Annotated in this window: 22 protein-coding genes and 1 riboswitch; of the genes, 14 read left to right on the top strand and 8 right to left on the bottom strand. The window is 54.3% G+C overall.

What is annotated here, in order from left to right; translation table 11 throughout:
* Positions 1-30: 30 nt before the first annotated feature.
* Positions 31-246 (bottom strand): 30S ribosomal protein S21, encoded by a 216-nt coding sequence (gene rpsU, locus EDF78_RS14145; protein WP_001144069.1) that lies wholly within the window; start codon positions 244-246, stop codon positions 31-33.
* Between the two features lie 316 nt (positions 247-562).
* Here rpsU and tsaD point away from each other — a divergent pair, with 316 nt between their 5' ends.
* The gene (gene tsaD, locus EDF78_RS14140; RefSeq protein ID WP_095923567.1) at positions 563-1,576 is read left to right on the top strand and encodes a tRNA (adenosine(37)-N6)-threonylcarbamoyltransferase complex transferase subunit TsaD; all 1,014 of its coding nucleotides are present in this window, start codon (positions 563-565) and stop codon (positions 1,574-1,576) included.
* Positions 1,577-1,770: 194 nt separating this feature from the next.
* On the opposite strand, the gene plsY is transcribed toward tsaD, so the two are convergent.
* Positions 1,771-2,400 (bottom strand): glycerol-3-phosphate 1-O-acyltransferase PlsY, encoded by a 630-nt coding sequence (gene plsY, locus EDF78_RS14135; RefSeq protein ID WP_112152105.1) that lies wholly within the window; start codon positions 2,398-2,400, stop codon positions 1,771-1,773.
* A gap of 107 nt (positions 2,401-2,507) precedes the next feature.
* On the opposite strand from plsY, the gene folB reads away from it, so the two are divergent.
* Positions 2,508-2,864: a bifunctional dihydroneopterin aldolase/7,8-dihydroneopterin epimerase gene (folB, locus tag EDF78_RS14130; protein ID WP_095923565.1), complete on the top strand. Its 357-nt coding sequence runs from the start codon at positions 2,508-2,510 to the stop codon at positions 2,862-2,864.
* A gap of 187 nt (positions 2,865-3,051) precedes the next feature.
* The gene (bacA, locus tag EDF78_RS14125; RefSeq protein ID WP_133823377.1) at positions 3,052-3,876 is read left to right on the top strand and encodes an undecaprenyl-diphosphate phosphatase; all 825 of its coding nucleotides are present in this window, start codon (positions 3,052-3,054) and stop codon (positions 3,874-3,876) included.
* 79 nt (positions 3,877-3,955) lie between these two features.
* On the opposite strand, the gene EDF78_RS14120 is transcribed toward bacA, so the two are convergent.
* Positions 3,956-5,191 carry a multifunctional CCA addition/repair protein gene (locus EDF78_RS14120; RefSeq protein WP_133823325.1) on the bottom strand — a complete coding sequence of 412 codons (1,236 nt, stop codon included), beginning with the start codon at positions 5,189-5,191 and terminating at the stop codon, positions 3,956-3,958.
* Between the two features lie 129 nt (positions 5,192-5,320).
* Positions 5,321-5,941 carry a TIGR04211 family SH3 domain-containing protein gene (locus tag EDF78_RS14115; protein ID WP_095923563.1) on the bottom strand — a complete coding sequence of 207 codons (621 nt, stop codon included), beginning with the start codon at positions 5,939-5,941 and terminating at the stop codon, positions 5,321-5,323.
* Between the two features lie 279 nt (positions 5,942-6,220).
* On the opposite strand from EDF78_RS14115, the gene EDF78_RS14110 reads away from it, so the two are divergent.
* The 4 genes from EDF78_RS14110 (at position 6,221) to yjeH (ending at position 13,292) form a co-directional block, all read left to right on the top strand.
* The gene (locus EDF78_RS14110; protein ID WP_133823324.1) at positions 6,221-7,528 is read left to right on the top strand and encodes an inorganic triphosphatase; all 1,308 of its coding nucleotides are present in this window, start codon (positions 6,221-6,223) and stop codon (positions 7,526-7,528) included.
* A gap of 57 nt (positions 7,529-7,585) precedes the next feature.
* Positions 7,586-10,423 (top strand): bifunctional [glutamate--ammonia ligase]-adenylyl-L-tyrosine phosphorylase/[glutamate--ammonia-ligase] adenylyltransferase, encoded by a 2,838-nt coding sequence (gene glnE / locus EDF78_RS14105; protein WP_119823290.1) that lies wholly within the window; start codon positions 7,586-7,588, stop codon positions 10,421-10,423.
* A gap of 87 nt (positions 10,424-10,510) precedes the next feature.
* Positions 10,511-11,938, top strand: a complete 1,428-nt coding sequence (hldE, locus tag EDF78_RS14100; RefSeq protein ID WP_095925217.1) for a bifunctional D-glycero-beta-D-manno-heptose-7-phosphate kinase/D-glycero-beta-D-manno-heptose 1-phosphate adenylyltransferase HldE — start codon at positions 10,511-10,513, stop codon at positions 11,936-11,938.
* A 103-nt stretch (positions 11,939-12,041) separates the two neighbouring features.
* Positions 12,042-13,292, top strand: coding sequence for an L-methionine/branched-chain amino acid transporter (yjeH, locus tag EDF78_RS14095; RefSeq protein ID WP_095923560.1), 1,251 nt, complete (start codon positions 12,042-12,044; stop codon positions 13,290-13,292).
* 77 nt (positions 13,293-13,369) lie between these two features.
* On the opposite strand, the gene EDF78_RS14090 is transcribed toward yjeH, so the two are convergent.
* Positions 13,370-13,642, bottom strand: a complete 273-nt coding sequence (locus tag EDF78_RS14090; RefSeq protein WP_119823288.1) for an accessory factor UbiK family protein — start codon at positions 13,640-13,642, stop codon at positions 13,370-13,372.
* Positions 13,643-13,774: 132 nt separating this feature from the next.
* Positions 13,775-13,950, top strand: a riboswitch (FMN riboswitch).
* 133 nt (positions 13,951-14,083) lie between these two features.
* On the opposite strand from EDF78_RS14090, the gene ribB reads away from it, so the two are divergent.
* Both ribB and ygiD read left to right on the top strand, forming a co-directional pair.
* On the top strand, positions 14,084-14,737 hold the full coding sequence (ribB, locus tag EDF78_RS14085) for a 3,4-dihydroxy-2-butanone-4-phosphate synthase (RefSeq protein WP_119823286.1): 654 nt from the start codon (positions 14,084-14,086) through the stop codon (positions 14,735-14,737).
* A 249-nt stretch (positions 14,738-14,986) separates the two neighbouring features.
* The gene (gene ygiD / locus EDF78_RS14075; RefSeq protein ID WP_133823323.1) at positions 14,987-15,775 is read left to right on the top strand and encodes a 4,5-DOPA dioxygenase extradiol; all 789 of its coding nucleotides are present in this window, start codon (positions 14,987-14,989) and stop codon (positions 15,773-15,775) included.
* Positions 15,776-15,826: 51 nt separating this feature from the next.
* Here ygiD and EDF78_RS14070 read toward each other — a convergent pair whose 3' ends face one another.
* The 3 genes from EDF78_RS14070 to tolC all read right to left on the bottom strand — a co-directional run bounded on the left by EDF78_RS14070 (position 15,827) and on the right by tolC (position 19,340).
* A complete protein-coding gene (locus tag EDF78_RS14070; RefSeq protein WP_119823282.1) occupies positions 15,827-16,987 on the bottom strand; it encodes a glutathionylspermidine synthase family protein in 1,161 nt (386 codons plus the stop codon).
* 9 nt (positions 16,988-16,996) lie between these two features.
* Positions 16,997-17,668, bottom strand: coding sequence for a DUF1190 family protein (locus tag EDF78_RS14065; protein WP_095923555.1), 672 nt, complete (start codon positions 17,666-17,668; stop codon positions 16,997-16,999).
* Between the two features lie 184 nt (positions 17,669-17,852).
* The gene (tolC, locus tag EDF78_RS14060; RefSeq protein WP_095923554.1) at positions 17,853-19,340 is read right to left on the bottom strand and encodes an outer membrane channel protein TolC; all 1,488 of its coding nucleotides are present in this window, start codon (positions 19,338-19,340) and stop codon (positions 17,853-17,855) included.
* Positions 19,341-19,570: 230 nt separating this feature from the next.
* Here tolC and nudF point away from each other — a divergent pair, with 230 nt between their 5' ends.
* The 5 genes from nudF to parE all read left to right on the top strand — a co-directional run bounded on the left by nudF (position 19,571) and on the right by parE (position 24,076).
* Positions 19,571-20,203 (top strand): ADP-ribose diphosphatase, encoded by a 633-nt coding sequence (nudF, locus tag EDF78_RS14055; protein WP_095923553.1) that lies wholly within the window; start codon positions 19,571-19,573, stop codon positions 20,201-20,203.
* Positions 20,203-20,628, top strand: coding sequence for a DUF1249 family protein (locus EDF78_RS14050; RefSeq protein WP_095923552.1), 426 nt, complete (start codon positions 20,203-20,205; stop codon positions 20,626-20,628). The genes nudF and EDF78_RS14050 overlap by 1 nt, the downstream gene beginning before the upstream one ends.
* Before the next feature lie 27 nt (positions 20,629-20,655).
* Positions 20,656-21,486, top strand: a complete 831-nt coding sequence (gene cpdA / locus EDF78_RS14045; RefSeq protein ID WP_095923551.1) for a 3',5'-cyclic-AMP phosphodiesterase — start codon at positions 20,656-20,658, stop codon at positions 21,484-21,486.
* Positions 21,483-22,064, top strand: coding sequence for an esterase YqiA (gene yqiA, locus EDF78_RS14040; protein WP_095923550.1), 582 nt, complete (start codon positions 21,483-21,485; stop codon positions 22,062-22,064). The genes cpdA and yqiA overlap by 4 nt, the downstream gene beginning before the upstream one ends.
* Positions 22,065-22,180: 116 nt before the next feature.
* A complete protein-coding gene (gene parE, locus EDF78_RS14035; protein WP_095923549.1) occupies positions 22,181-24,076 on the top strand; it encodes a DNA topoisomerase IV subunit B in 1,896 nt (631 codons plus the stop codon).
* The last annotated feature ends 60 nt before the right edge of the window (positions 24,077-24,136 follow it).

Here is a 24,136-nt window from a genome sequence, read left to right as displayed (position 1 = left end):
AATCACGCGATTTGGGGTTGCCCCCGAAGATTAATACAGACGAGTGCGGCGTGCGTTTTCGCGAGCCAGTTTCTTGGCGTGGCGTTTTACTGCAGATGCTTTAGCGCGTTTACGTTCGGTAGTCGGTTTTTCATAGAATTCACGACGACGAACTTCTGCCAGAACACCTGCTTTTTCGCAGGAACGCTTGAAGCGACGCAGAGCTACGTCGAACGGCTCGTTTTCACGTACTTTAATTACAGGCATGTGCCTCTCACCTCGATAAAATCGGTTTGTTTGCTGATGTTGTACCAGCACATTTCAAAATGGTGCGGAATTTTACTCCAATTCGCGTCGTCTTGTAAAGCATAACGGCAAATTGAAACAGGCGCTATCTGCAACCCTTCTGCAACATTGTGCGCTCGCTTTTGCGTCGGGCGGCGATTATATACCAATCAATCGAAATTGCTCGACATTAATTGGCCCGGGAAGCAAGGAATTCCCACTCCGGTGCAGCACGCGCCGAGGCTTGTGTGCTAAACTGCGCGCCGCGAGTTAGCGCGAAAACATGATGGATAGAGTGATGCGAGTACTGGGTATTGAAACGTCCTGCGATGAAACCGGAATTGCAGTTTATGACAGCGAAGCCGGTTTATTAGCCAACCAACTGTATAGTCAGGTAAAACTGCATGCAGATTACGGCGGTGTGGTGCCTGAACTGGCATCGCGTGATCACGTGCGTAAAACAGTACCCTTGATTCAGGCCGCGCTGAAAGAAGCCGGGCTGACCGCTCAGGACATCGATGGCGTGGCGTATACCGCCGGTCCCGGTCTGGTTGGCGCATTGCTGGTGGGCGCAACCATCGGCCGGTCGTTAGCTTTTGCCTGGGATGTGCCTGCGGTGCCGGTGCATCATATGGAAGGCCATTTACTGGCTCCGATGCTGGAAGATAATCCGCCAGATTTCCCGTTTGTCGCGCTGCTGGTCTCCGGTGGGCATACGCAGTTAATCAGCGTTACCGGCATTGGTGAATACACCTTGCTTGGGGAGTCGATTGATGACGCCGCTGGTGAAGCCTTTGATAAGACAGCGAAATTATTGGGTCTGGATTATCCCGGTGGTCCGTTGCTGTCAAAAATGGCCGCTCAGGGCGTAGCAGGACGTTTTACCTTCCCGCGTCCGATGACAGACCGTCCGGGGCTGGATTTTAGTTTCTCCGGCCTTAAAACGTTTGCAGCCAATACCATTCGTGGCAATGACAGCGACCCGCAGACGCATGCCGACATTGCCCGCGCTTTTGAAGATGCGGTGGTGGATACGCTGGCGATTAAATGCAAACGCGCACTGGATCAGACGGGTTTTAAACAGCTGGTGATGGCCGGTGGCGTCAGCGCCAATCGCACATTACGCGCCAAACTGGCGGAAGTGATGGCGAAACGCGGCGGTCAGGTATTTTATGCGCGTCCTGAATTTTGTACCGATAACGGCGCGATGATCGCCTATGCGGGCATGGTGCGGTTGAAAAGTGGTGGCACCCCTGAACTGGGTGTGACAGTACGTCCGCGCTGGCCTCTTGCGGAGCTTCCGCCAGTTTGAGTCAGGCTTCCGCCAGTCTGAGCGGGGCTGCGACTGCGTTGCTGCGTCGACCCGAAATGCTCACATACTTGAGTATGCTGCGCTTTCAGGTCTCCTGACGCCTTGTCTCGCTCCCGCTCAGCCAGGCTGGCTGAGTTAAAAAAAACAATAAAAAAACGACCCATATGAGGTCGTTTTTTGTCTGAATGTACCGGTTATTCGGTCTTATCTTCTTTCGCCGCTTTACGTTTCTTCTTCAGTTTGTCCCAGATTTTTCCTTCCTGCCCACGCCACAGACGCTGAATATTGTCGTGATGGCGTAACAGGATCAGACAGGAAAGCATGGCGACCGGGAAGGTGAACTCCGGTTTGAACCACCAGACATAAAATGGCGCAATCAGCGCGCTGACAATCGCGCCCAGAGAAGAGTAACCGCTGAGCAGCACGGTCAGCAGCCATGTACCGGTCATCAGGCCGGTTAAGTCCCAGCCGATAGGGGCGATGGCACCGAAGGCTGTGGCAACGCCTTTGCCGCCTTTAAAGCGGAAAAAGACCGGATAGATGTGACCGAGACACGCCGCGATGGCTGTCAGGCCAAGGTACATCGGCGGGATGTTCAGGCGATACGCCAGCCAGACCGGCAGCATACCTTTGAGCACATCGAAAATCAGAACGGCCGCTGCGGCCAGCCGGCCACCCAGACGCAAAACGTTAGTGGCACCAGGATTACCGGACCCCGCGGTGCGCGGATCAGGTAAGCGGGCTACCCGGCAGACCAGAATCGCACTGGAAATCGAGCCGCAAAGGTAGGCGAAAATAATCATTCCAAGCGCGGTAGCACTCATAAAGCCGTTCCGTCTAATAAGGGTCGTTTTAATCGCAACATCCATGGATAATACGCATTTTCTGCTGGAAGTGGTATCCGGCTGGGCCAAAAACAGAGAATCGCGTGATGGATATCGTATTTATTGAGCAACTAAATGTAATCACCACCATTGGCGCTTACGAGTGGGAACAGACCATTAAACAGAAACTGGTATTCGATATCGAAATGGCCTGGGATAACCGTAAGTCCGCTGCCAGCGACGATGTGAATGACTGTTTAAGCTATGCTGACGTCAGTGATGCAGTGATTGAACACGTCGCCTCACAGAACTTCGCGCTGGTGGAACGCGTCGCTGAAGAGGTCGCCACGCTGCTTCTGAGCCGCTTTAATTCGCCATGGGTACGCATCAAACTCAGCAAACCGGGCGCTGTGGCGCAGGCGGCAAATGTGGGTGTGATCATCGAGCGTGGAAAACGTTTTTAATCCTGTGATGGATACAATTTAGAAAATGCTTGTCTATTTAATGTCATAAAGAAGCGTTAAAAAGGAAAGTCCGGATTTTCGGCCTTTCTTTAACGGAGCGGCTATGTGGGATGCCGCTTTTTTGTTGTCTTTATTTTGAGCATGTTTTCCCATCAGCGGATATTTAACAGGGTAGGGTGCGGTAATGATTGTTGAAAGTCATTCTTTACTTGTTGCGGCTATTTTAGGGGTGGTTGAGGGGCTGACAGAGTTTTTGCCAGTCTCTTCTACGGGGCATCTGATCATTGCGGGCAATCTCCTGGGCTTCACCGGAGATACCTCAAAATCATTTGAAGTGGTCATTCAGTTAGGATCGATTCTGGCTGTGGTGGTGATGTTCTGGCGTCGTCTGTTCAGCATGATTGGCCTGCATTTTGGCAAGCCGCCGGTGCATGAAGGAACAGGTTCCCGCCGGTTGAATTTACTGCATATTATTCTGGGAATGATCCCGGCCACCGTCATCGGCTTGCTGTTTCATTCGCAAATTAAGTCGTTGTTTGAACCAAAGTTTGTGATGTATTCGCTGGTGGTCGGCGGGGTGTTACTGATTGCCGCTGAGCTGCTGAAGCCGAAGAAACCGCGTGCCGAGGGGCTGGATGATATCAGCTACCTGCAGGCGTTTATGATCGGTGTGTTCCAGTGTCTGGCGCTCTGGCCGGGATTTTCCCGTTCAGGTGCCACCATCAGTGGCGGGATGTTAATGGGGATCAGCCGTTTTGCCGCGTCTGAATTCTCCTTCCTGCTGGCCGTGCCGATGATGATGGGTGCCACAGCGCTGGACTTATACAAGAGCTACAGCTTCCTGACGCTGGCTGATTTGCCGATGTTCGCCACCGGTTTTATCAGCGCATTTATCGTTGCCCTAATTGCTATCAAAACCTTCCTGGCGGTGATTAAACGCATTTCGTTTATCCCGTTTGCGATTTACCGCTTCTTCGTGGCGATCGCCGTCTATGTGGTGTTTATCGCCTGACAGGTGTTTCCTGATGCGATAAAAAAGCCCCGCCGGCGAATGACCGTGCGGGGCTTTTTTGATCAGGCAAACGTCAGCGTTAAATCGCCACGTCCTGTTTCTGTTTCCAGTCGGCGAGTGCCTGAATGCGGCGTTTCTTCAGTTCATCGCGGATAGCGATGCCCTGGAAACCGTCATCCAGCACTTCTTTATTGCCAATGCTGTTCGCTACCTCAAAGGCTTCCCGCAGATAATCGCCCTGCGGATAGGGATTATTTTCAAAGGTGGTGCGCCCGCGCGCATCGGCTTCGCTGGTCATGATCATCTGTTCAAGGCGCTGCGGTTTGCGCCAGACATCAATGGTATCAAACAGCTTTAACAGGGTTTCCGGACGTAGTTTATTGACGGTGTGGATCAGGTCATGGAACTCCGCCACCAGTTTCGCTAAATCGCGGATATGCGTCGGTACTTTCAGACGCTGGCAGATATTTTCCACCAGTTTTACGCCCGCCGGGCCGTGGCCGTGATGGGCAGGCCAGAATTGCGGCGGCGTCAGCGCCTTACCCAAATCATGACAAAGCGCCGAAAAACGCACATCCACATCGGGCGTCAGCGTACTGGCAATTTTCAGCGTCATCAGCGTATGGATACCGGTATCAATTTCCGGATGCCATTTCTCCGGCGCAGGCACGCCAAATAATGCATCGATTTCAGGGAACAAGACTTTCAGGGCACCGCAGTCGCGCAGCACCTGGAAAAAGACCTGAGGATCCTGCGTCTGCAACGCCTTCTCGGTTTCTTTCCATACGCGCTCCGGCGTCAGGGCTTCGAGTTCACCGCTTTCCGCCATCTGCTGCATCAGCGTCCGGGTTTCCGGCGCGACCGTGAAACCTAAATGTGCGAAGCGGGCAGCAAAACGGGCAACGCGCAGCACGCGCAGGGGATCTTCGCCGAACGCATCGGAAACGTGACGTAACAGGCGTTGTTCGATATCGCGCTGTCCGTGATACGGGTCGACAAGTTCGCCGTCTTTGCTGCGGGCGATGGCATTGATGGTCAGATCACGGCGCATCAGATCTTGTTCCAGCGTGACATCCGGCGCGGCGTAACAGGTAAAACCGTTGTAACCGGAACCTGATTTGCGCTCGGTACGCGCCAGGGCATATTCATCGCGGGTACGGGGATGCAGGAAAACCGGGAAATCTTTGCCGACCTGCTGATAGCCGTTTTCCAGCATGTATTCAGGCGTCGCGCCCACCACCACCCAATCGTGTTCAGACACAGGCAGGTTTAATAAACTGTCTCGGACTGCGCCGCCGACCAGGTAAATCTCCACGCGATAACTCCTGAAATTAGCCAAGGGACTCTGTTTTCATCATAGCAAAGTTGCGCTGAAGATTTCCCGATTGATGGAAACACGAAAAGGCACCGAAGTGCCTTAGGGTATGATTCAGGAGGGTGAACTTCAGCTCATCCAGCGATCTTTTTTCCTGCGACGCGGAACCAGATGTGGCAATAGCAGACCCAGAACCAGACCGACGCCTGCCACACCGCCACCATACATAAACCATTGCAAAATAATGGTTCTTTGCTTGTCATCAAGCTGAACGTTCACGGCGTCGACTTTCTTTTTGGCCACGATCAGCTGGTTTTTCAGGTCCTGATTTTCTTTTTTCAGGCCGTTGATGATGCCGTCACTGGAAGAGACTTTGCCCTGCATTTCTGCCGTGCGCTGGTTCCAGCTGGAATCGATATTGGTCAGCTTGTCGGTCAGCGTTTTCACCTGTTGTTCCAGATCCGGAACGCGGGTACGCAGGCTCGGCACATTGCTTAACTGATCAAGCGGGATCCAGGCGGTTTTCCCTTTTGAATCAATGATTTCACCGTATTTCGTGCTGTCGTTAACACTGCGCAGGGTCACTTCTTCACCGGCATTCAGGGTGCCAACAATACGATACTGATTACCCGGACCGCTGTGGATATAGGTGATCAAATCGTCGGAGATATAGCGCTTCTCATCAGCGTGAGCGCCCCATGTGATGCTTAAACCAAGCAAAGCGAAACCAATTAGGCGTAATTTCTGCATTATTTCATCGTTTCTTTGTGAATGAGGGAACGTGAAGTGTGGATCCGTTTTATCAGGATACGTCTTCTGGCAACCGCCTCTGTCCGGCCATTGCACTCATATAGGTACTAAAAGTTCGGAGACCGATAGTAAGGGCAACAGTGTGACGACGCAATGTATAAACCGGAATGAGAACTATCTTACAATCCCGCAACATGCGGCTTGCGCGCTGTGCTTATGATAGAATTGCAGCGACGCGTTAATCCCTTTTGGCAGCAAAGAATCGGTGTGAAGACTCATATGACCGTAGAAATAGAATTAAAATTTATCGCCACCCCGGCGGCAATCGCCGAATTACCTTCGCAACTCGCTGGATTTAACAGCGAGCACACCGCGCCTTCGAAACTGACCAACATCTATTTTGAGACTGCGGATAACTATTTACGTTCCCACGACATCGGTCTGCGTATCCGTGGTTTTGACGATCAATATGAAATGACCATCAAAACCGGCGGCAAAGTGGTGGGTGGCCTGCATCAGCGTCCGGAATATAACGTTGAGCTGAAAAAGCCGGTGCTGAAACTCAGCGCGTTCCCGAAAGATATCTGGCCGGAAGGTTGCAAGCCTGCCGCGTTACAGAAAGAACTCGCACCGCTGTTCCGCACGGATTTCACCCGCGAGAAGTGGGTGATCACTTACGGTGAAAGCGAGATTGAACTGGGGTTAGATCAGGGCGAAGTGGTCGCCGGTGAACTGACCGAAGCGCTGGCCGAAATCGAGCTTGAGCTGAAAAAAGGCAACACCGCCGATTTGCTGGCGCTGGCGGCTGAAATAGGTGTTCATGGTGGTTTGCGTCAGGGCGGATTCAGCAAAGCGGCCCGCGGCTATCATCTGGCGAAGGGCAATCCTGCGCGCGAAATTAAACCGCTGCCGGTGTTTAAAGCGCAGCCAAAAGCCACGGTTGAACAGGCCATGTCTGCGATGTTCGAACTGGCATTGGATCACTGGCAATATCATGAAGAATTGTGGGTGCGCGGCGATAAAACGGCGCGTCTGACGGTGTTGCAGGCGGTAGAAACCGTGCGTCAGGTTCTGGTGCTGTTCGGCGGACTGGTGCCGCGTAAAGCGTCTTCTGAACTGCGTACCTTGCTGACCGATCTGGTGCCGGTGCTGGAACAGAAATCTGCGGATGCGCAGGAAATTTGTTACAGCGCGGCGTATCTGAAATGCAAGTTAGTGCTTACTTCATGGCTGGCAACGTCAGGCTGGACGCCGTTCATTGACGACAAATCGGCGAAAAAACTGGAAGGTTCCTTCAAGCGTTTCGCTGACATCATGCTGGGCCGTACTGCCGCTGATCTGAAAGATGCCTTCGCGCAGCCGCTGACCGAAGAAGGTTATCGTGACCAACTGGCACGCCTGAAACGTCAGATCATTACCTTCCATCTGCTGGCCGGTGCTTATCCGGACAAAGATGTCGCGACCTATATCGCGGGCTGGGTCGATCTGCAGCAGGCTATCGTCCAGCAGCAGCACGCCTGGGAGGATTCGGCCCGTTCTCACGCCGTGATGATGGACGCCTTCTGGTTAAACGGACAACCTCGTTAATTGACTGATAAGCCTGGGCAAATTGCCCGGGCTTTTTTTTGCAAGGAATCTGACTTCATGTTGCCACTTTCTCCTGTTTTGCAAAGCCATGCGCAGAGTTTGTCTGAACGCTGGCGTGAACATCCTGAAAACCTGCCCCTGCCCGACGACAGCCAACTGGCGGTGCTGAGCAGCAGTGAATTCGTGACGGACAGTGTGCTGGCGTTCCCGCAGTGGTGGCATGAAATCGACCAAAATCCTCCTCAGGCGCAGGAGTGGCAACTTTACCGTCAGTGGCTGGATGAATCGCTGTCACAAGTGACCGACGAAGCCGGGCTGATGAAGGCGCTGCGTCTGTTCCGCCGCCGTATTCTGACCCGCATTGCCTGGTCGCAGTCGGCGCAAACCAGCGAAGCCAAAGACACCTTGCACCAGCTGAGTGAACTGGCGGAATTGCTGATCGTCAGCGCCCGCGACTGGCTGTATGCCGCCTGCTGTCGCGAGTTCGGCACGCCGGTGAATGCGGCGGGCGAAGAGCAGAGAATGCTGATCCTCGGGATGGGCAAACTGGGCGGCGGCGAACTGAATTTCTCTTCCGATATCGACCTGATTTTTGCCTATCCGGAAAATGGCCAGACCCGTGGCGGGCGTCGTGAACTCGACAATGCCCAGTTTTTCACCCGTCTTGGCCAGCGGCTGATCAAAGCGCTGGATCAGCCGACAATTGACGGATTTGTCTATCGCGTGGACATGCGTTTGCGTCCGTTTGGCGACAGCGGTCCGCTGGTGATGAGTTTCCCGGCGCTGGAAGATTATTATCAGGAGCAGGGACGCGACTGGGAGCGTTACGCGATGGTGAAGGCGCGGCTGATGGGCGGCGCGGAAGATCCCGCCAGTCAGGAACTGCGCAAAATGCTGAAGCCTTTTGTTTTCCGTCGCTATATCGATTTCAGCGTGATCCAGTCCCTGCGCAACATGAAAGGCATGATCGCCCGTGAGGTGCGCCGCCGTGGTCTGAAGGACAACATCAAACTCGGCGCGGGCGGTATCCGCGAAATCGAATTTATCGTGCAGGTATTCCAGCTGATCCGGGGTGGCCGTGAACCGGCATTGCAGCAACGCGCTTTATTGCCGACGTTGCAGGCGCTGGAAAATCTGGGGTTGTTGCCGGTTGAACAGGTGTTGCAGCTGCGCACCAGTTATCTGTTCCTGCGTCGTCTGGAAAATCTGTTGCAGGCCATCGCAGACGAACAAACCCAAACCTTGCCCTCTGATGAACTCAATCAGGCGCGGCTGGCGTGGGGAATGAATTATGACGACTGGCCGCAGCTGCTGGATGCCGTCAATGCGCATATGCAGGCGGTGCGTGCGGTGTTTAACGATCTGATTGGTGATGACACGCCGGACGCCGAAGACGATGTGCAGCTTTCCCAGTTCAGCAGTCTCTGGATTGATGCACTGGAACCTGCCGAGCTGGCACCGCTGGTGCCGCAACTGGATGAAAATGCGCTGCGGCATGTTTTACAGCAGATTGCCGATTTCCGTCGTGATGTGGATAAACGCACTATCGGGCCGCGTGGCCGCGAGCAGCTGGATTTGCTGATGCCGCGGTTGCTGGCGCAGGTCTGCACCTATAAAAATGCCGACGTCACGTTGCAGCGTCTGATGCAGTTGCTGCTGAATATCGTCACGCGCACCACCTATATCGAGCTGCTGGTGGAATATCCCGGCGCGCTCAAACAGCTCATTCGCCTCTGTGCGGCCTCGCCGATGGTCGCCAGTCAGCTTGCCCGGCATCCTTTATTGCTGGATGAATTACTGGATCCGCGCACGCTTTATCAGCCGGTTGAACTGACCGCCTACCGCGACGAACTGCGTCAGTATCTGATGCGGGTGCCGACGGAAGACGAAGAGCAGCAGCTGGAGGCCGTGCGTCAGTTCAAACAGGCGCAGCATCTGCGTATCGCCGCCGGGGATATTTCCGGGGCGCTGCCGGTGATGAAAGTCAGCGACCATTTAACCTATCTCGCGGAGGCCATTCTTGACGTGGTGGTACAGCAGGCGTGGGAACAGATGGTCGCGAAATACGGCCAGCCGACGCATCTTCAGCAGCGTGAAGGGCGGGGTTTTGCGGTGATTGGTTACGGCAAGCTCGGTGGCTGGGAACTGGGTTACAGTTCCGATCTGGATCTGGTGTTCCTGCTCGACTGTGCGCCGGAAGTCATGACCGACGGCGAGCGTGTCATCGACGGGCGTCAGTTCTACCTGCGGCTGGCGCAGCGCATTATGCATTTATTCAGCACCCGAACCGCGTCAGGCATCCTTTATGAAGTCGATCCGCGTCTGCGGCCTTCCGGTGCTTCCGGCATGCTGGTCAGCACCATCGAAGCCTTTGCCGATTATCAGGCCAATGAAGCCTGGACCTGGGAACATCAGGCGCTGGTGCGCGCGCGCGTGGTCTACGGCGATCCGCAACTGACGCAGCAATTTAACGCCACGCGGCGGGATATTCTCTGCCGCCAGCGCGACGGTGACGGGCTGCGTAAGGAAGTCCGCGAAATGCGCGAAAAAATGTATGCGCATCTGGGCAGTAAAAAAGCCGACGAGTTTGACCTGAAAGCCGATCCCGGTGGCATCACCGATATTGAATTCATTGCACAATATCTGGTCTTACGCTTCGCGCACGACGAGCCTAAGCTGACACGCTGGTCGGATAACGTGCGGATTTTCGAGCTGATGGCGCAATACGATATTATGCCGGAAGAGGAAGCACGCCATCTGACGCAGGCTTATGTGACGCTGCGCGATGAGATCCATCATCTGGCGTTGCAGGAACACAGCGGCAAAGTGGCCGCCGACAGTTTTGCCACCGAGCGTGCGCAAATCCGCGCCAGCTGGGCCAACTGGCTGGGCTGAGGGTTTTTATTCGGGTAACAGGCGCTTGTGATATCATCCGGCGCAATGTATTTACCCGATTTGATTGATCTGTTTTGGAGTCTTGGGATGAAAGTGACTTTGCCTGATTTTCACCGCGCCGGTGTGCTGGTGGTGGGTGACGTAATGTTAGACCGCTACTGGTATGGCCCGACCAACCGCATTTCGCCGGAAGCGCCGGTGCCAGTCGTGAAGGTCAACACCATCGAGGAACGTCCTGGCGGTGCCGCTAACGTGGCGATGAACATTTCGTCTCTCGGTGCTTCTTCGCGTCTGATTGGTCTGACCGGTGTGGACGATGCCGCCCGCGCCCTGAGCGAGCGTCTGGCGGAAGTGAAAGTAAACTGCGATTTCGTGGCCTTATCCACGCATCCGACCATCACCAAACTGCGTATTTTGTCCCGCAACCAGCAACTGATCCGCCTCGACTTTGAAGAAGGTTTTGAAGGCGTCGATCTCCAGCCGATGCTGACTAAAATCGAGCAGGCGTTGCCGCAAAGTGGCGCGCTGGTGCTGTCTGACTACGCCAAAGGCGCGCTGACAGAAGTACAGAAAATGATCCAGCTGGCGAGAAAAGCCGGTGTGCCGGTGCTGGTCGATCCGAAAGGCTCGGATTTCGAACGTTATCGTGGTGCGACCTTACTGACGCCGAACCTGTCCGAATTTGAAGCCGTTGTGGGCCGTTGCAAAAACGAAGAAGAAATCGTGACGCGCGGTATGCAGCTGATTGCTGATTTTGAGCTTTCCGCCTTGCTGGTGACCCGTTCCGAACACGGTATGACCTTGTTGCAGCCGGGCAAAGCGCCATTCCATATGCCGACGCAGGCGCAGGAAGTGTATGACGTCACCGGGGCCGGTGACACCGTGATCGGTACGCTGGCCGCCGCGCTGGCTGCCGGTAATACGCTGGAAGAGTCTTGTTTCCTGGCCAACGCCGCCGCCGGTGTGGTGGTCGGTAAACTCGGGACTTCTACCGTTTCTCCGGTTGAACTGGAAAATGCCATCGGCGGGCGTTCAGACGTCGGTTTTGGCGTGATGAATGAAGAACAGTTGAAAGCCGCTGTGGCGATGGCACGTCAGCGCGGCGAGAAAGTCGTGATGACCAACGGCATCTTCGACATTTTGCATGCGGGACACGTCTCGTATCTGGCGAATGCGCGCAAACTCGGCGACCGTCTGATCGTGGCCGTTAACAGTGATGCGTCAACCAAACGTCTGAAAGGCGAAACCCGCCCGGTGAATGCGCTGCAAAACCGCATGATCGTGCTGGGCGCGCTGGGCGCGGTCGACTGGGTGGTCTCCTTTGAAGAAGATACCCCGCAGCGTCTGATCGCCGGGATCTTGCCGGATCTGCTGGTGAAAGGCGGCGACTACAAGCCTGAACAGATTGCCGGTTGTCAGGAAGTCTGGGCGAATGGCGGCGAAGTGCGTGTGCTGAATTTTGAAGATGGCTTATCCACCACCAAAATCATCAATCAGATTAAATCGCAGGACTGATTTCCTCCGGGTGAATCATGTCATTTGTACCGAAGGGCTTATCTGATAAGCCCTTTTCTTTTTGATTTTTCTAACATTAACGCTAAATGGACATGACGCCCTCGTGAGCGGATTAAAACAGGAACTGAGTCTGGCGCAGGGCGTCGGGCTGCTTTCAACCTCATTACTGGGGACCGGTGTTTTCGCGGTGCCTGCACTGGCGGCGCAACTGGCGCAAAACGACAGTCTGTGGGCGTGGCCGGTGCTGATCCTGCTGGTGTTTCCTATCGCCATCGGTTTTGCCGCGCTTGGACGGCACTTCCCGAGTGCGGGCGGTGCGGCGCATTTCGTGGGTAAAGCGTTCGGGCCGCATATGGCGCGGGTCACCGGCTGGTTATTTCTGTCGGTGATCCCGGTCGGCTTGCCCGCCGCGTTGCATATCGCTGCCGGTTTCTGGCAGGCGGCTTTCGGCTGGAGCAGTGAAAACCTGCTGCTGGTGCAACTCGGTACGTTGTTTGTCATCTGGTTCCTTGGCACGCGCAGTGCCGGTTCCAGCGCCAATATTCAGACAGTCATTGCCTTGCTGGTGGTCGCGCTGGTGGTGGCGATCTGGTGGAAAGGCGATATTTCTCTGCCGGAAATTCCGCTGCCTGCCGTGCGTGACGTTTCGCCCTCGAACCTGTTTGACGCACTGGCGGTGATGTTCTGGTGTTTTGTCGGGCTGGAAGCCTTTGCGCATCTGGCGACAGAATTCCGTAATCCGGAACGTGATTTTCCGCGTGCCTTGCTGATCGGCATGCTGGTGGCGGGGGCGGTGTACTGGGGCTGTACCGTGGCGGTGCTGAAATTCCACGCGTGGGGAGAAGGGCGCGAAGCCGGGGCGTCACTGCCGGGGATCGTCGTGCAGCTTTTCGGGCAAAAAGCACTGTGGGTTGCCTGCATCATTGGTTATCTGGCGTGTTTTGCCAGCGTCAATATTTACACCCAGAGTTTCGCCCGCCTGGTGTGGTCGCAGGCTCAGTTGAAACCAAAAAGTAAACTGGCGCAACTTTCGGCCCAGCAGGTGCCGGTGGCGGCGCTGAATCTGGTGGTGGGGTGCTGTGCCTTGTTTACGTTGCTGATTTACTGGCTGCATTTACCGCTCGGTGCATTGATCACTTATGCCAACGGCATTTTCATTCTGATCTACCTGCTGTGCATGCTGGCAGGGACGAGGATCCTGACGGGACGGGCTAAATGGATGGCGATGCTGGGCGCAGTATTGTGCTGTGGATTGCTGGCCATGGTCGGCTGGAAGGCTCTGTACGCGGTGCTGGTGTTTGCCGGATTGTGGCTGTTACTGCCGCGCACCAGAACGGTACTGCGCGCGCAATAACGCGGGCCGTATACAGGATCACAGACAGCAAAAAGGCCTGCTCAGCAGGCCTTTTCTGTATCCGCTGCCAGGAGAACTCAGGCCGGATCTTGCGGTTTTTCCGCGTCAGCCGGTTTGGCTTCCAGCGCGGCCAGACGTTGTTCCAGCACAGCCAGTTTTTCACGGGTACGCAGTAAAACCTGGGTCTGAACGTCAAACTCTTCGCGATTGACTAAATCCATACGGCTGAACTGCGCCTGCAATACCTGACGGATTTTCTTTTCGGCATCTTCACCAAACTCACGGATCCCTTTAGGCATAGACTCGTGAACCTGGCGGGCAATTTGTTCAATTTTTTTCGGGTCAATCATGTTATTTCCTTTTCTCGAAGGAGGTGCTTTTCCTTAGTGTAATCGCTGACGCGCTTTCTATAAACCTTCAGGGGCACTAATTGGCCAAACCACAGGATTGCTCTGCTCATTTATTGGCGCTATAGTTGCTTTGCTTATTCTCAGGGCGGGGTGAAAGTCCCCACCGGCGGTAAACCACGGAATATCGGAAGGATCACAATCCCTTCTATGTGGAAGCCCGCGAGCGCTCAATCCTTCGGGGTTAGAGGTCAGCAGATCCGGTGTAATTCCGGGGCCGACGGTTAAAGTCCGGATGGGAGAGAGTAACGATTCAAGCCGGGCATAGATTGCCCGCTGCGTTATTTTTTATAACTGTAGCACGCCGTCTGGCTGCCGCAGCTAGCCTCCTCAAGACGCCCTGATTCTGGTAATCCACATACAGAACATGAGGTTATTTTTACCATGAATCAGACCCTACTTTCCGAATTCGGTACATCTGCTGAACGTGTTGAGCGTGCGCTTGACGCCATGCGTAACGGCGTGGGTGTGTTGGTGCTGGATGACGAAGATCGTGAAAACGAAGGCGATTTAATCTTTGCCGCAGAAAACATGACCGTTGAGCAAATGGCGCTGACCATTCGCCACGGCAGCGGCATTGTGTGCCTGACCATGAACGAAGACAGCCGTAAACAGCTGGATCTGCCGATGATGGTAGAGAACAACTCCAGCCCGTTCCAGACACCATTCACCGTGACCATTGAAGCGGTAGAAGGCGTGACCACCGGCGTATCTGCCGCTGATCGTATCACCACCATCCGCGCGGCAATCAAAGAGGGTGCAAAACCTTCCGATCTGAACCGTCCGGGGCATATTTTCCCGCTGCGTGCGCAGGCTGGTGGCGTGCTGACCCGTGGCGGTCACACAGAAGCTTCCGTTGATCTGGCAACACTGGCGGGCCTGCGGCCTTTCGGTGTGCTGTGCGAACTGACCAATGACGATGGCACCATGGCACATGCGCCGGAAGTGGTCGTTTTTGCCCGTGAGCATAAGATGCCGGTCGTGACCATCGCCGATCTGGTGGCATACCGTCAGGCGCAAACCCGTCAGGCTAGCTGAATGACCGGTTGGGCATAACAGAAAGGTCGCTGATGCGGCCTTTTTGCTTTTTATCGCCTGTTATTGCCGGAATTTGTCTTTGCAAAAAAAACCTCTCCCGCCTTCATTGATTTGCTTCATCAAATTTACTGAACATCTCCTTCACGGTTATCCGGCTGTCACCGCCCGTCAAAAAGAGTACCGTAATCACATCACGCGGCCGGTGGTTAACCGGCACGCTCATTTTTATTTTGCGGTAAGGAATTCATGATGACGACTCAACGTATGCCCGCACTTTTCTTAGGCCACGGCAGCCCGATGAACGTGCTGGAAGACAATATTTACACCCGTGCCTGGCATACGCTGGGCGAAACATTGCCACGGCCAAAAGCGATTCTGGCAGTATCCGCGCACTGGTTTACCCGCGGTACGGCGGTCACGGCGATGGAAAATCCGCGCACCATTCATGACTTTGGTGGCTTCCCGCAGGCGCTGTTTGATAAACGTTATCCGGCACCGGGTTCCCCGGCTCTGGCCAAACGGGTTCAGGAATTGCTCAGCCCGGTGAATGTGATGGCTGACACCGGCGAGTGGGGTTTTGATCACGGGACCTGGGGTGTGTTGATCAAGATGTATCCGGATGCCGATATTCCGGTGATCCAGCTGAGTATTGATGGCACACAGCCGCCGGAATACCACTATGAATTAGGCCGGAAACTCGCGGCCCTGCGTGACGAAGGCGTGATGATTGTCGCCAGCGGTAACGTGGTGCATAACCTGCGTATGGTGAAATGGGGCGGCGACGCGGATGCTTATCCGTGGGCGACATCTTTCGAGACATTTGTGAAAGAGAATCTGACCTGGAAGGGTGAGGCGAAAGACCATCCGCTGGTGAAATTCATGGAACATGACGGCGGCGCGTTATCGAATCCGTCGCCGGATCACTATCTGCCCTTGTTGTATGTTTTAGGTGCGTGGGATGGTGCCGAGCCGGTCATACAGCCAACGGACGGGATCGTGATGGGATCGCTGTCGATGCTGTCGGTTCAGGTAGGGTAATCCGGAAATAAAAAGGATAATGAAAGCTCTCATTATCCTTTTTTAGTTTTTTTATCCGACAATAGTATGCGGATAGAAACGTGACAGATCCTGCGTGATCAGCGCCTTATCTTCACGGATGCCGATGCCGCAAGGCTGATCGTTGACCAGCCAGCTGCCGATCAGGGTGTAACTGCCTTCAAACACCGGCAGCGGGTGGAACTGCTGCACGATCATGCCTTCCGCGCCATACGGGCCATCCACACGGGCCACTTCCTGACCTTTTTCGATGACCTTAATGTTCGCGCCTTCGCGTGAGAACAACGGCTTCACGACGTAGTGATCCAGCTCCGGATGCGGATCTTCGGCGAAATATGCCGGTAACAGATTCGGATGATCCGGGAACATTTCCCACAACAGCGGCAGCAAGGCTTTGTTCGACAGAATGGCTTTCCAGGCTGGTTCCAGCCAGCGAACACCGGCATCTTCCAGCTTGGTGGCGAACACTTCGCGGAACATGAATTCCCACGGATAGAGTTTGAACAGATTCGAAATCACCTGATCCTGCGTATCGGTGAATTGTCCGCGCTCGCCCAGCCCGATTTCCTCGATAAACAGGAATTCGCTGGCCAGTTCCGCTTCCAGGGCGCAGTCCTGCAAATATTGCACGGTACCGCGATCTTCTTCGGTGTCCTGACAGCAGGCGATATGCAGTAACGAGAAACCGTGCTGATTTTTCAGTTCAGCAAAACGCTCGATCAGTTTTTCCTGCAGACTGTTGTACTGATCCGCATCCTGAGGCAAATTGCCCGCCGCGATTTGATCTTCCAGCCACAGCCACTGGAAGAAAGCGGCTTCGTACAAGGACGTCGGCGTATCGGCGTTATTTTCCAGCAACTTAGGCGGGTTAACCCCGTCATAGGCCAGATCCAGACGCGAATACAGGGAAGGCTGTTGCGTGCGCCATGAACTGCGGACAAATTCCCAGACGTGTTTCGGGATCTGGAATTTCGCCATCAGTTTGTCGTCATTCACCACACGTTCCACGACCTTCAGGCACATCTGATGAATATCCGCTGTCGCGTCTTCAATCTCTTCAATCTGCGCCAGCGTGAACTGGTAATGCGCATCTTCACACCAGTAAGGTTCGCCATACATGGTGTGAAAATTGAAGCCAAACTCCGTGGCTTTTTCGCGCCAGTCCGGGCGCTCATTAATGGCTAAACGTTTCATCGGTGTCTCTTAGCCACCCATGCTGCGGCCAGGGCTGCGGGTAGCCGCTGACGAGGTGCGTTGCATTGAGGTTTGTTTTGCCACGCTGTCGCCAAAGCCGCCACGGGTGATGGTGTTGGTCACAGCCGGTTTCGGGGCCATCGCGGTTTTCGGCACGTTCATGGTGCGGCCGCCCGCGGTTGCCGGACCGTAGTTTTTACCGGTCGCATCGACAAATTTACCGTTCGCCGGGCTGGCTGGATTTTTTGAGCTGAACAACGGCTGTTGCGCGTAAGCACCGCCGCTCATCATACGGCCCATCATGTAACCTGCCATCAGCGGCATCCACATGCTGCCACCGCTGCTCTGGTTTTCGGCCGTCGCAACGCCTGACTGAGCAGGAGCCTGCGTACACTGACCTTCGCCGAATTCTGCGACACAGTCTTCGCGGCTGGCATATTTAGGCGCGGTTTTCGCCGCTTCCTGTTTCGCTGCATCATAGGCGGCGACACATTGTGCGCTGCCGGAAGGGTTGGCTTTTGAGCAATCATCCGCATTCTGATACAGAGAAACGGTTTCGTCGGTTTTCTCGCAGCCCGCCAGCATAAAGACGGCGCTGACGGCCAGAGCGACAGGAGTAATTCGAGAGCTACGCCATGATTTACGGAAGGTAGCTAAGTTAACGTGTTGTGTCCGTTTCATCGTTCTTATCCCATGTGTAGGGCTTTTTTGCCCTTTCCCAGTAGGGCCTAAGAATAGGGGAAAGTGGGTGATTGTTAAAGCAGCGACGGGCAATTGTTACGAGACTTTACAGTGGGGCGTGACGGAGGCAAAAAAAAGCAGCCTTTGCAGGCTGCCTTCGTGGAAATTCGGGGACTTTTCAGGATCAGTTCTGGAAAGGATTGCCGTTTTTCTTGGTGGTTGTGGTCGTTGCACTGGCTTGTTGCGCGCGTGGTGCTGGCGCTGCTGCCGTTTTGTTGCCGTAACCGTCTGCTGCTGCATCCTGATCAGGCGTTTCTGGCGCGACCTGATCCGGTGCGGTTGGCACAGGTTTACCCAGTGCGCCATTCAGAGCCAGCAGATCACTTTCGTTCAGTGTCCCCAGCGCTGATTTGATGTTCAGCTGGTTAATCAGATAGGTGTAACGTGCGCTGGAAAGCTGTTGTTTGGCGTTATACAGCGTGGTAGTCGCATCCAGCACATCAACGATGGTACGGGTACCCACCTGATAACCGGCTTCCATGGCATCTAAAGAACTCTGAGCAGAAACAACGGCTTGTTTGTAAGCGTTGATGCTGCTGATAGAGGCAGAGATGTTATTGAAGGAAGAACGCACGGTTTGCACGACGCTGCGGTGCGCGCTTTCAAGCTGTTCGCTGGAACCGACAAAGTTGTACTGCGCCTGTTTCACCTGTGAGGTGACAGAACCGCCGCTGTACAGTGGCAGTGAGAAGCTCAGCCCCACTTTGTTCTGACCGGCGTCAGCATCCTGATAGCTTGACGCACCGCCGGTTTTGTCGCCGTGGTATTTGGTGTTGCTGATGCCGGTAGAGGCGGTCAGATCCACGGTTGGCATATGGCCGGTTTCCGCATAACGGATTTGCTCACGGGCCAGATCCTGTGACAGGCGGGCAGACAGCAAGCTCAGGTTGCGGCTTTCAGCTTCTTTCAGCAAGGTCGCCACAGGCTGCGGACGCGTGGTGTTGAAGTTATCAACGTTCAGGGAAGAGAGCTGCGGATAATAAACACCGGTCACCTGACGCAGGGATTCCAGCGCGTTATCCAGATTGTTACGGGCAGTCACTTCGTTAGCCAATACGGTGTCGTATTGTGAACGGGCGTTCTGCACATCGGTAATGGCAACCAGACCGACATTAAAACGCTGAGTGGTTTGATCTAACTGACGGTAAATGGCCTGTTTTTGCGCTTCGGTATAAGAGAGTGAATCGATCGCACTCAAAACGTTGAAATAAGCCGTCGCGGAATTCAGGATTAACGCCTGCTGATCGGTCTGATAAGACACATCCTGAATACCGGCAGTTTTTTCCTGCAGTGTCAGGGCGCGCCATTTTGACATATCAAAGATGGTCTGCGTTAATTGCAGGCTGGCGCTGCCAACATCGCTGTTAACGCCGTTCGCATCACGGTAGCCATTGGTATAATTGTAGTCCGCACCCAATCCGAGTTGCGGTAATAAAGGACTGCGGCTTTCGTTGATTTTTTCGAATGCGGCATCCCGGTCAGCAGCAGATTTGCGCAGGTCCGGGTTACTTGTCCTGGCTTGCTGATAGACCTGCATCAGGTTTTCGGCCTGGCTTATCGTACTAAAGCCGCCCAGGCTGAGTCCGATGAGAAGGGGGAGCAGTTTCTTCATTTGCATTCCTTGTTGTGCAGCAATGTTGTTATGTATGGTGGCGCAGTCAAATTAACCAATAGACGCGGATTCTAGCAGAGTCAGGCTAACGGGGCGGTTGGCTTAACGTGCCTTACCGATGGAATGAGCCTAAATCTATCACAAACAACCTTGATTATTATTAACGCATTTTCATCAAATTGACCTCAAAGGGCGATAAATTACCTTTATGAGGGATAAGGAAACATTCCATGTCTTCATTTAAACGGTCACCGGTTACTTTCGGCAAAGATGATGTAGAAATTATTGCACGTGAGACACGATATAAAGGTTTTTTTTCTATTATTGCATATCGGTTTCGCCATCGGCTGTTTAATGGAGAAATGAGCGCAGAAGTGGTGCGTGAGGTTTTTGAGCGCGGCCATGCTGCCGTCCTGCTACCTTATGATCCGTTACGGGATGAAGTGGTGCTGATCGAACAGATCCGCATCCCGGCATTGGATTCCAGTGATACCCCTTGGCTTCTGGAGATGGTCGCCGGTATCATTGAAGAGGGCGAAACGGTCGAAGAGGTCGCCCGCCGCGAAGCACTCGAAGAAGCGAACATTGTGGTGAAACGCTGCAAACCGGTGGTGAATTATCTGGCCAGTCCGGGTGGCACCAGCGAGCGTCTTTCTATTATGGTCGGTGAAGTCGATGCCACGACGGCAGAAGGAATTCACGGTCTGGAAGCAGAGAATGAAGACATCCGGGTACATGTGGTCAGCCGCGAACAGGCTTACCGCTGGGTGGAAGAAGGAGCGATAGACAATGCGGCGTCAGTGATTGCCTTGCAATGGCTGCAGCTGCACCATGAATCCCTGAGAAAAGAGTGGGCTAACTAATGATTAAGCGCTATACCCCTGATTTCCCCGAAATGATGAGATTGTGCGAAACCAATTTCGCCCAATTGCGCCGTTTGATGCCACGCACCGATGAGCCTGGTGAAACCGTGACATATCAGGTGAGTAGCGCGACGTATTGCCTGACAATTCTCGAATCAACGCGTTATACCTCCCTGGTAGAAATCAAACAGACCGCACCGGCCGTCAGTTACTGGAGTCTGCCTTCACTCACCGTCCGCCTGTATCACGACGCGATGGTGGCTGAAGTGTGTGCGAGTCAGCAGATCTTTCGTTTCAAAGCACGCTATGATTACCCGAATAAAAAGTTGCATCAGCGTGATGAAAAGCATCAAATTAACCAGTTCCTTGCGGATTGGCTGCGTTATTGCCTTGCGCACGGAGCGATGGCAATTCCGGTTTGTTAGACAGACTTCAACAACAAAGGAAACGATTTGGAAAGCCTGTTTACACTGCCTTTGGTGAATGGGGCCAAAGTCAGGATTCTACAGATAACTGATACCCATCTTTTTGCCGGTGAAGATGAAACGTTGTTAGGCGTGAATACGTTTAGCAGCTATCGCGCAGTGCTGGACGCCATAAAAGCGCAGCAGCGCGACGTCGATATTATCGCGGCAACAGGTGATCTGGCTCAGGATCAGTCGGTGGAAGCCTACCACCAGTTTGCCCGCGGCATCGGCGAACTGACTGCGCCTTGTGTCTGGCTGCCCGGTAATCATGATTTCCAGCCTGCGATGGTCAATGCCTTGCAGGACGCGGGTATCAGCCCTTCCAAGCACGTTCTTCTCGGTGATCACTGGCAGATTATTCTGCTGGATACGCAGGTGTTTGGCGTGCCGCACGGTGAATTGAGCGAGTATCAGCTGGAATGGATGGAACGCTGCCTGAATGCGTACCCCGATCGTTTCACCTTGCTGATGCTGCATCACCATCCGCTGCCTTCCGGTTGTACCTGGCTCGATCAGCACAGCCTGCGCAACGCCCATATGCTGGCGAACACCTTGGTGAATTACCCGAAAGTGAACACGCTGTTGTGCGGGCATATTCATCAGGAACTGGATCTGGACTGGTATGGCCGTCGTCTTTACGCCACGCCATCGACCTGCGTGCAGTTCAAACCCCATTGCACCAATTTCACCATTGATACCGTTGCGCCGGGCTGGCGCTACCTCGATTTGTATCCGGATGGCCGCGTGGAGACGGAAGTCTTCCGTCTGGAAACCAGCGAGTTTCATCCTGACACGGAGTCGGACGGGTACGAATGAACACCTTACTTTACCTGCATGGATTCAACAGTTCGCCGAATTCAGCAAAAGCCACCTTGTTAAAAAACTGGCTGGCCGTGAATCATCCGCATATTGATATGGTTGTCCCCCAGTTGCCACCTTACCCGGCCGATGCGGCGGAAGAACTCGAAAGTCTGGTGATCAGTCATGCAGGTAAAAAACTGGGCATTGTCGGATCCTCTCTCGGCGGCTATTACGCCACCTGGCTGTCGCAATGTTTCTCGGTCCCGGCTGTGGTGGTGAATCCCGCCGTGAAGCCTTACGAGCTGCTGATTGACTTCCTCGGGCAAAACGAGAACCCCTACACCGGCCAGCAATATGTGTTAGAGTCACGCCACGTTTACGATCTGAAAGTCATGCAGGTCGAACCGCTGGAGTCGCCGGATTTACTCTGGTTACTGCAGCAAACGGGCGATGAAATTCTCGATTACCGTCAGGCTGTGGCGTATTACACCACCTGTCGCCAGACGGTCGAACCCGAGGGGAATCATGCATTTGTCGGCTTTGAACGCTATTTTTCGCCGATTGTCGATTTCCTGGAACTGGCCGCAGACTAACATCGTCAGGGTGACGTTTTCCCCCGGATTTATAACGTCTGCTTGCTGCCAGTGCTTCCACCCGCCCACATACTGTATCGTTAGCCCACAAACCTATGAGCCACGAATAATCAACGATGAGCCAATCAACTTATAACGCGGATTCCATAGAGGTCCTCAGCGGACTCGAACCGGTGCGCCGCCGTCCGGGCATGTACACCGATACCACCCGTCCAAACCATCTCGGTCAGGAAGTCATTGATAACAGCGTGGATGAGGCATTAGCCGGTCACGCCAAACGTATCGAAGTGATCCTGCACGAAGACCAGTCCCTCGAAGTCATCGATGACGGTCGCGGCATGCCGGTGGATATCCACGCGGAAGAAGGCGTTCCGGCAGTTGAACTGATCTTTTGCCGTCTGCATGCGGGCGGTAAATTCTCCAACAAAAACTACCAGTTCTCCGGCGGCCTGCACGGCGTGGGGATTTCAGTAGTGAACGCCTTATCCAAACGTGTCGAAGTGGCGGTAAAACGCGGCGGCGAAGTGTATGAAATGGCGTTTGAAAACGGCGATAAAGTGCAGGATTTGCACGTGACCGGAACGTGCGGCAAACGCAACACCGGGACCAGCGTGCATTTCTGGCCCGATGGCAGCTTCTTCGACAGCCCGCGTTTTTCAGTCAGCCGCCTCAGCCATTTGCTGAAAGCCAAAGCGGTACTCTGTCCGGGCGTGGAAATCCTGTTCAAAGATAAAGTGAATAACACCGAGCAACGCTGGTGTTATGAAGACGGCCTGACCGATTACCTGATGGAAGCGGTTAACGGCCTGATCACCTTGCCGGAAAAAGCCTTTGTCGGCGCCTTCGCCGGGGATACCGAAGCGGTAGACTGGGCGCTGTTGTGGCTGCCGGAAGGTGGCGAACTGCTGACTGAAAGCTACGTCAACCTGATCCCGACCATGCAGGGCGGTACGCACGTTAACGGCCTGCGTCAGGGTCTGCTCGATGCCATGCGTGAGTTCTGTGAATTCCGCAATATCCTGCCGCGCGGCGTGAAGCTGTCTGCGGAAGATATCTGGGAACGCTGCGCCTATGTGCTGTCAGTGAAAATGCAGGATCCGCAATTCGCCGGTCAGACGAAAGAACGTCTGTCTTCGCGTCAGTGCGCGGCATTTGTTTCCGGCGTGGTGAAAGATGCCTTCAGCCTGTGGCTGAACCAGAACGTTCAGGCGGCAGAACAGCTGGCTGAACTGTGCATTTCCAGCGCCCAGCGTCGTCTGCGCGCGGCCAAAAAAGTCGTCCGTAAGAAACTGACCAGCGGACCTGCGCTGCCGGGCAAACTGGCGGATTGTACGTCTCAGGATCTGAACATGACGGAACTGTTCCTGGTGGAAGGGGATTCCGCAGGCGGTTCTGCCAAACAGGCGCGCGATCGTGAATATCAGGCGATCATGCCGCTCAAAGGTAAGATCCTCAATACCTGGGAAGTCTCTTCCGACGAAGTGCTGGCCTCGCAGGAAGTGCATGACATTTCCGTGGCGATCGGTATCGATCCGGACAGCGAAGATCTGACCCAGCTGCGTTACGGCAAAATCTGTATCCTCGCGGATGCGGACTCCGACGGCTTACACATTGCCACGTTGTTATGCGCGTTGTTTGTCCGTCATTTCCGGTCGCTGGTGCGGGGCGGTCATGTGTATGTGGCGATGCCGCCGTTATACCGTATCGACCTGGGCAAGGAAGTGTTCTATGCGCTGGACGAGCAGGAAAAAGAAGGCGTGCTGGAGCAGCTGAAACGCAAGAAAGGCAAACCGAACGTACAGCGCTTTAAAGGGCTGGGTGAAATGAACCCGCTGCAACTGCGCGAAACCACGCTGGATCCGAATACCCGTCGTCTGGTGCAGCTGACCATCGACGAAGACGATATCGATCAGACATTGCGTATGATGGATATGTTGCTGGCGAAGAAACGTTCTGAAGATCGCCGTAACTGGTTGCAGGAAAAAGGCGACACTGCCGAACTGGACGTCTGATCCTTTCGCCGTCGCCATAAAAAATGCCGGACGCTTTGCAGCGCCGGCATTTTTGTTTTC

The organism is Rahnella sp. BIGb0236 (assembly GCF_004364755.1).
Lineage (GTDB): Bacteria > Pseudomonadota > Gammaproteobacteria > Enterobacterales > Enterobacteriaceae > Rahnella > Rahnella victoriana.
The sequence above is the reverse complement of the archived record's forward strand: the minus strand, read 5'-3'. Positions and strand labels throughout refer to the sequence as shown.

Coding starts and splice junctions, on each gene's coding strand:
- rpsU (WP_001144069.1), bottom strand. CDS start 246: ATGCCTGTAATTAAAGTACGTGAAAACGAGCCGTTCGACGTAGCTCTG.
- tsaD (WP_095923567.1), top strand. CDS start 563: ATGCGAGTACTGGGTATTGAAACGTCCTGCGATGAAACCGGAATTGCA.
- plsY (WP_112152105.1), bottom strand. CDS start 2,400: ATGAGTGCTACCGCGCTTGGAATGATTATTTTCGCCTACCTTTGCGGC.
- folB (WP_095923565.1), top strand. CDS start 2,508: ATGGATATCGTATTTATTGAGCAACTAAATGTAATCACCACCATTGGC.
- EDF78_RS14115 (WP_095923563.1), bottom strand. CDS start 5,941: ATGCAGAAATTACGCCTAATTGGTTTCGCTTTGCTTGGTTTAAGCATC.
- EDF78_RS14110 (WP_133823324.1), top strand. CDS start 6,221: ATGACCGTAGAAATAGAATTAAAATTTATCGCCACCCCGGCGGCAATC.
- glnE (WP_119823290.1), top strand. CDS start 7,586: ATGTTGCCACTTTCTCCTGTTTTGCAAAGCCATGCGCAGAGTTTGTCT.
- hldE (WP_095925217.1), top strand. CDS start 10,511: ATGAAAGTGACTTTGCCTGATTTTCACCGCGCCGGTGTGCTGGTGGTG.
- EDF78_RS14090 (WP_119823288.1), bottom strand. CDS start 13,642: ATGATTGACCCGAAAAAAATTGAACAAATTGCCCGCCAGGTTCACGAG.
- ribB (WP_119823286.1), top strand. CDS start 14,084: ATGAATCAGACCCTACTTTCCGAATTCGGTACATCTGCTGAACGTGTT.
- ygiD (WP_133823323.1), top strand. CDS start 14,987: ATGACGACTCAACGTATGCCCGCACTTTTCTTAGGCCACGGCAGCCCG.
- EDF78_RS14070 (WP_119823282.1), bottom strand. CDS start 16,987: ATGAAACGTTTAGCCATTAATGAGCGCCCGGACTGGCGCGAAAAAGCC.
- EDF78_RS14065 (WP_095923555.1), bottom strand. CDS start 17,668: ATGAAACGGACACAACACGTTAACTTAGCTACCTTCCGTAAATCATGG.
- tolC (WP_095923554.1), bottom strand. CDS start 19,340: ATGAAGAAACTGCTCCCCCTTCTCATCGGACTCAGCCTGGGCGGCTTT.
- nudF (WP_095923553.1), top strand. CDS start 19,571: ATGTCTTCATTTAAACGGTCACCGGTTACTTTCGGCAAAGATGATGTA.
- EDF78_RS14050 (WP_095923552.1), top strand. CDS start 20,203: ATGATTAAGCGCTATACCCCTGATTTCCCCGAAATGATGAGATTGTGC.
- yqiA (WP_095923550.1), top strand. CDS start 21,483: ATGAACACCTTACTTTACCTGCATGGATTCAACAGTTCGCCGAATTCA.
- parE (WP_095923549.1), top strand. CDS start 22,181: ATGAGCCAATCAACTTATAACGCGGATTCCATAGAGGTCCTCAGCGGA.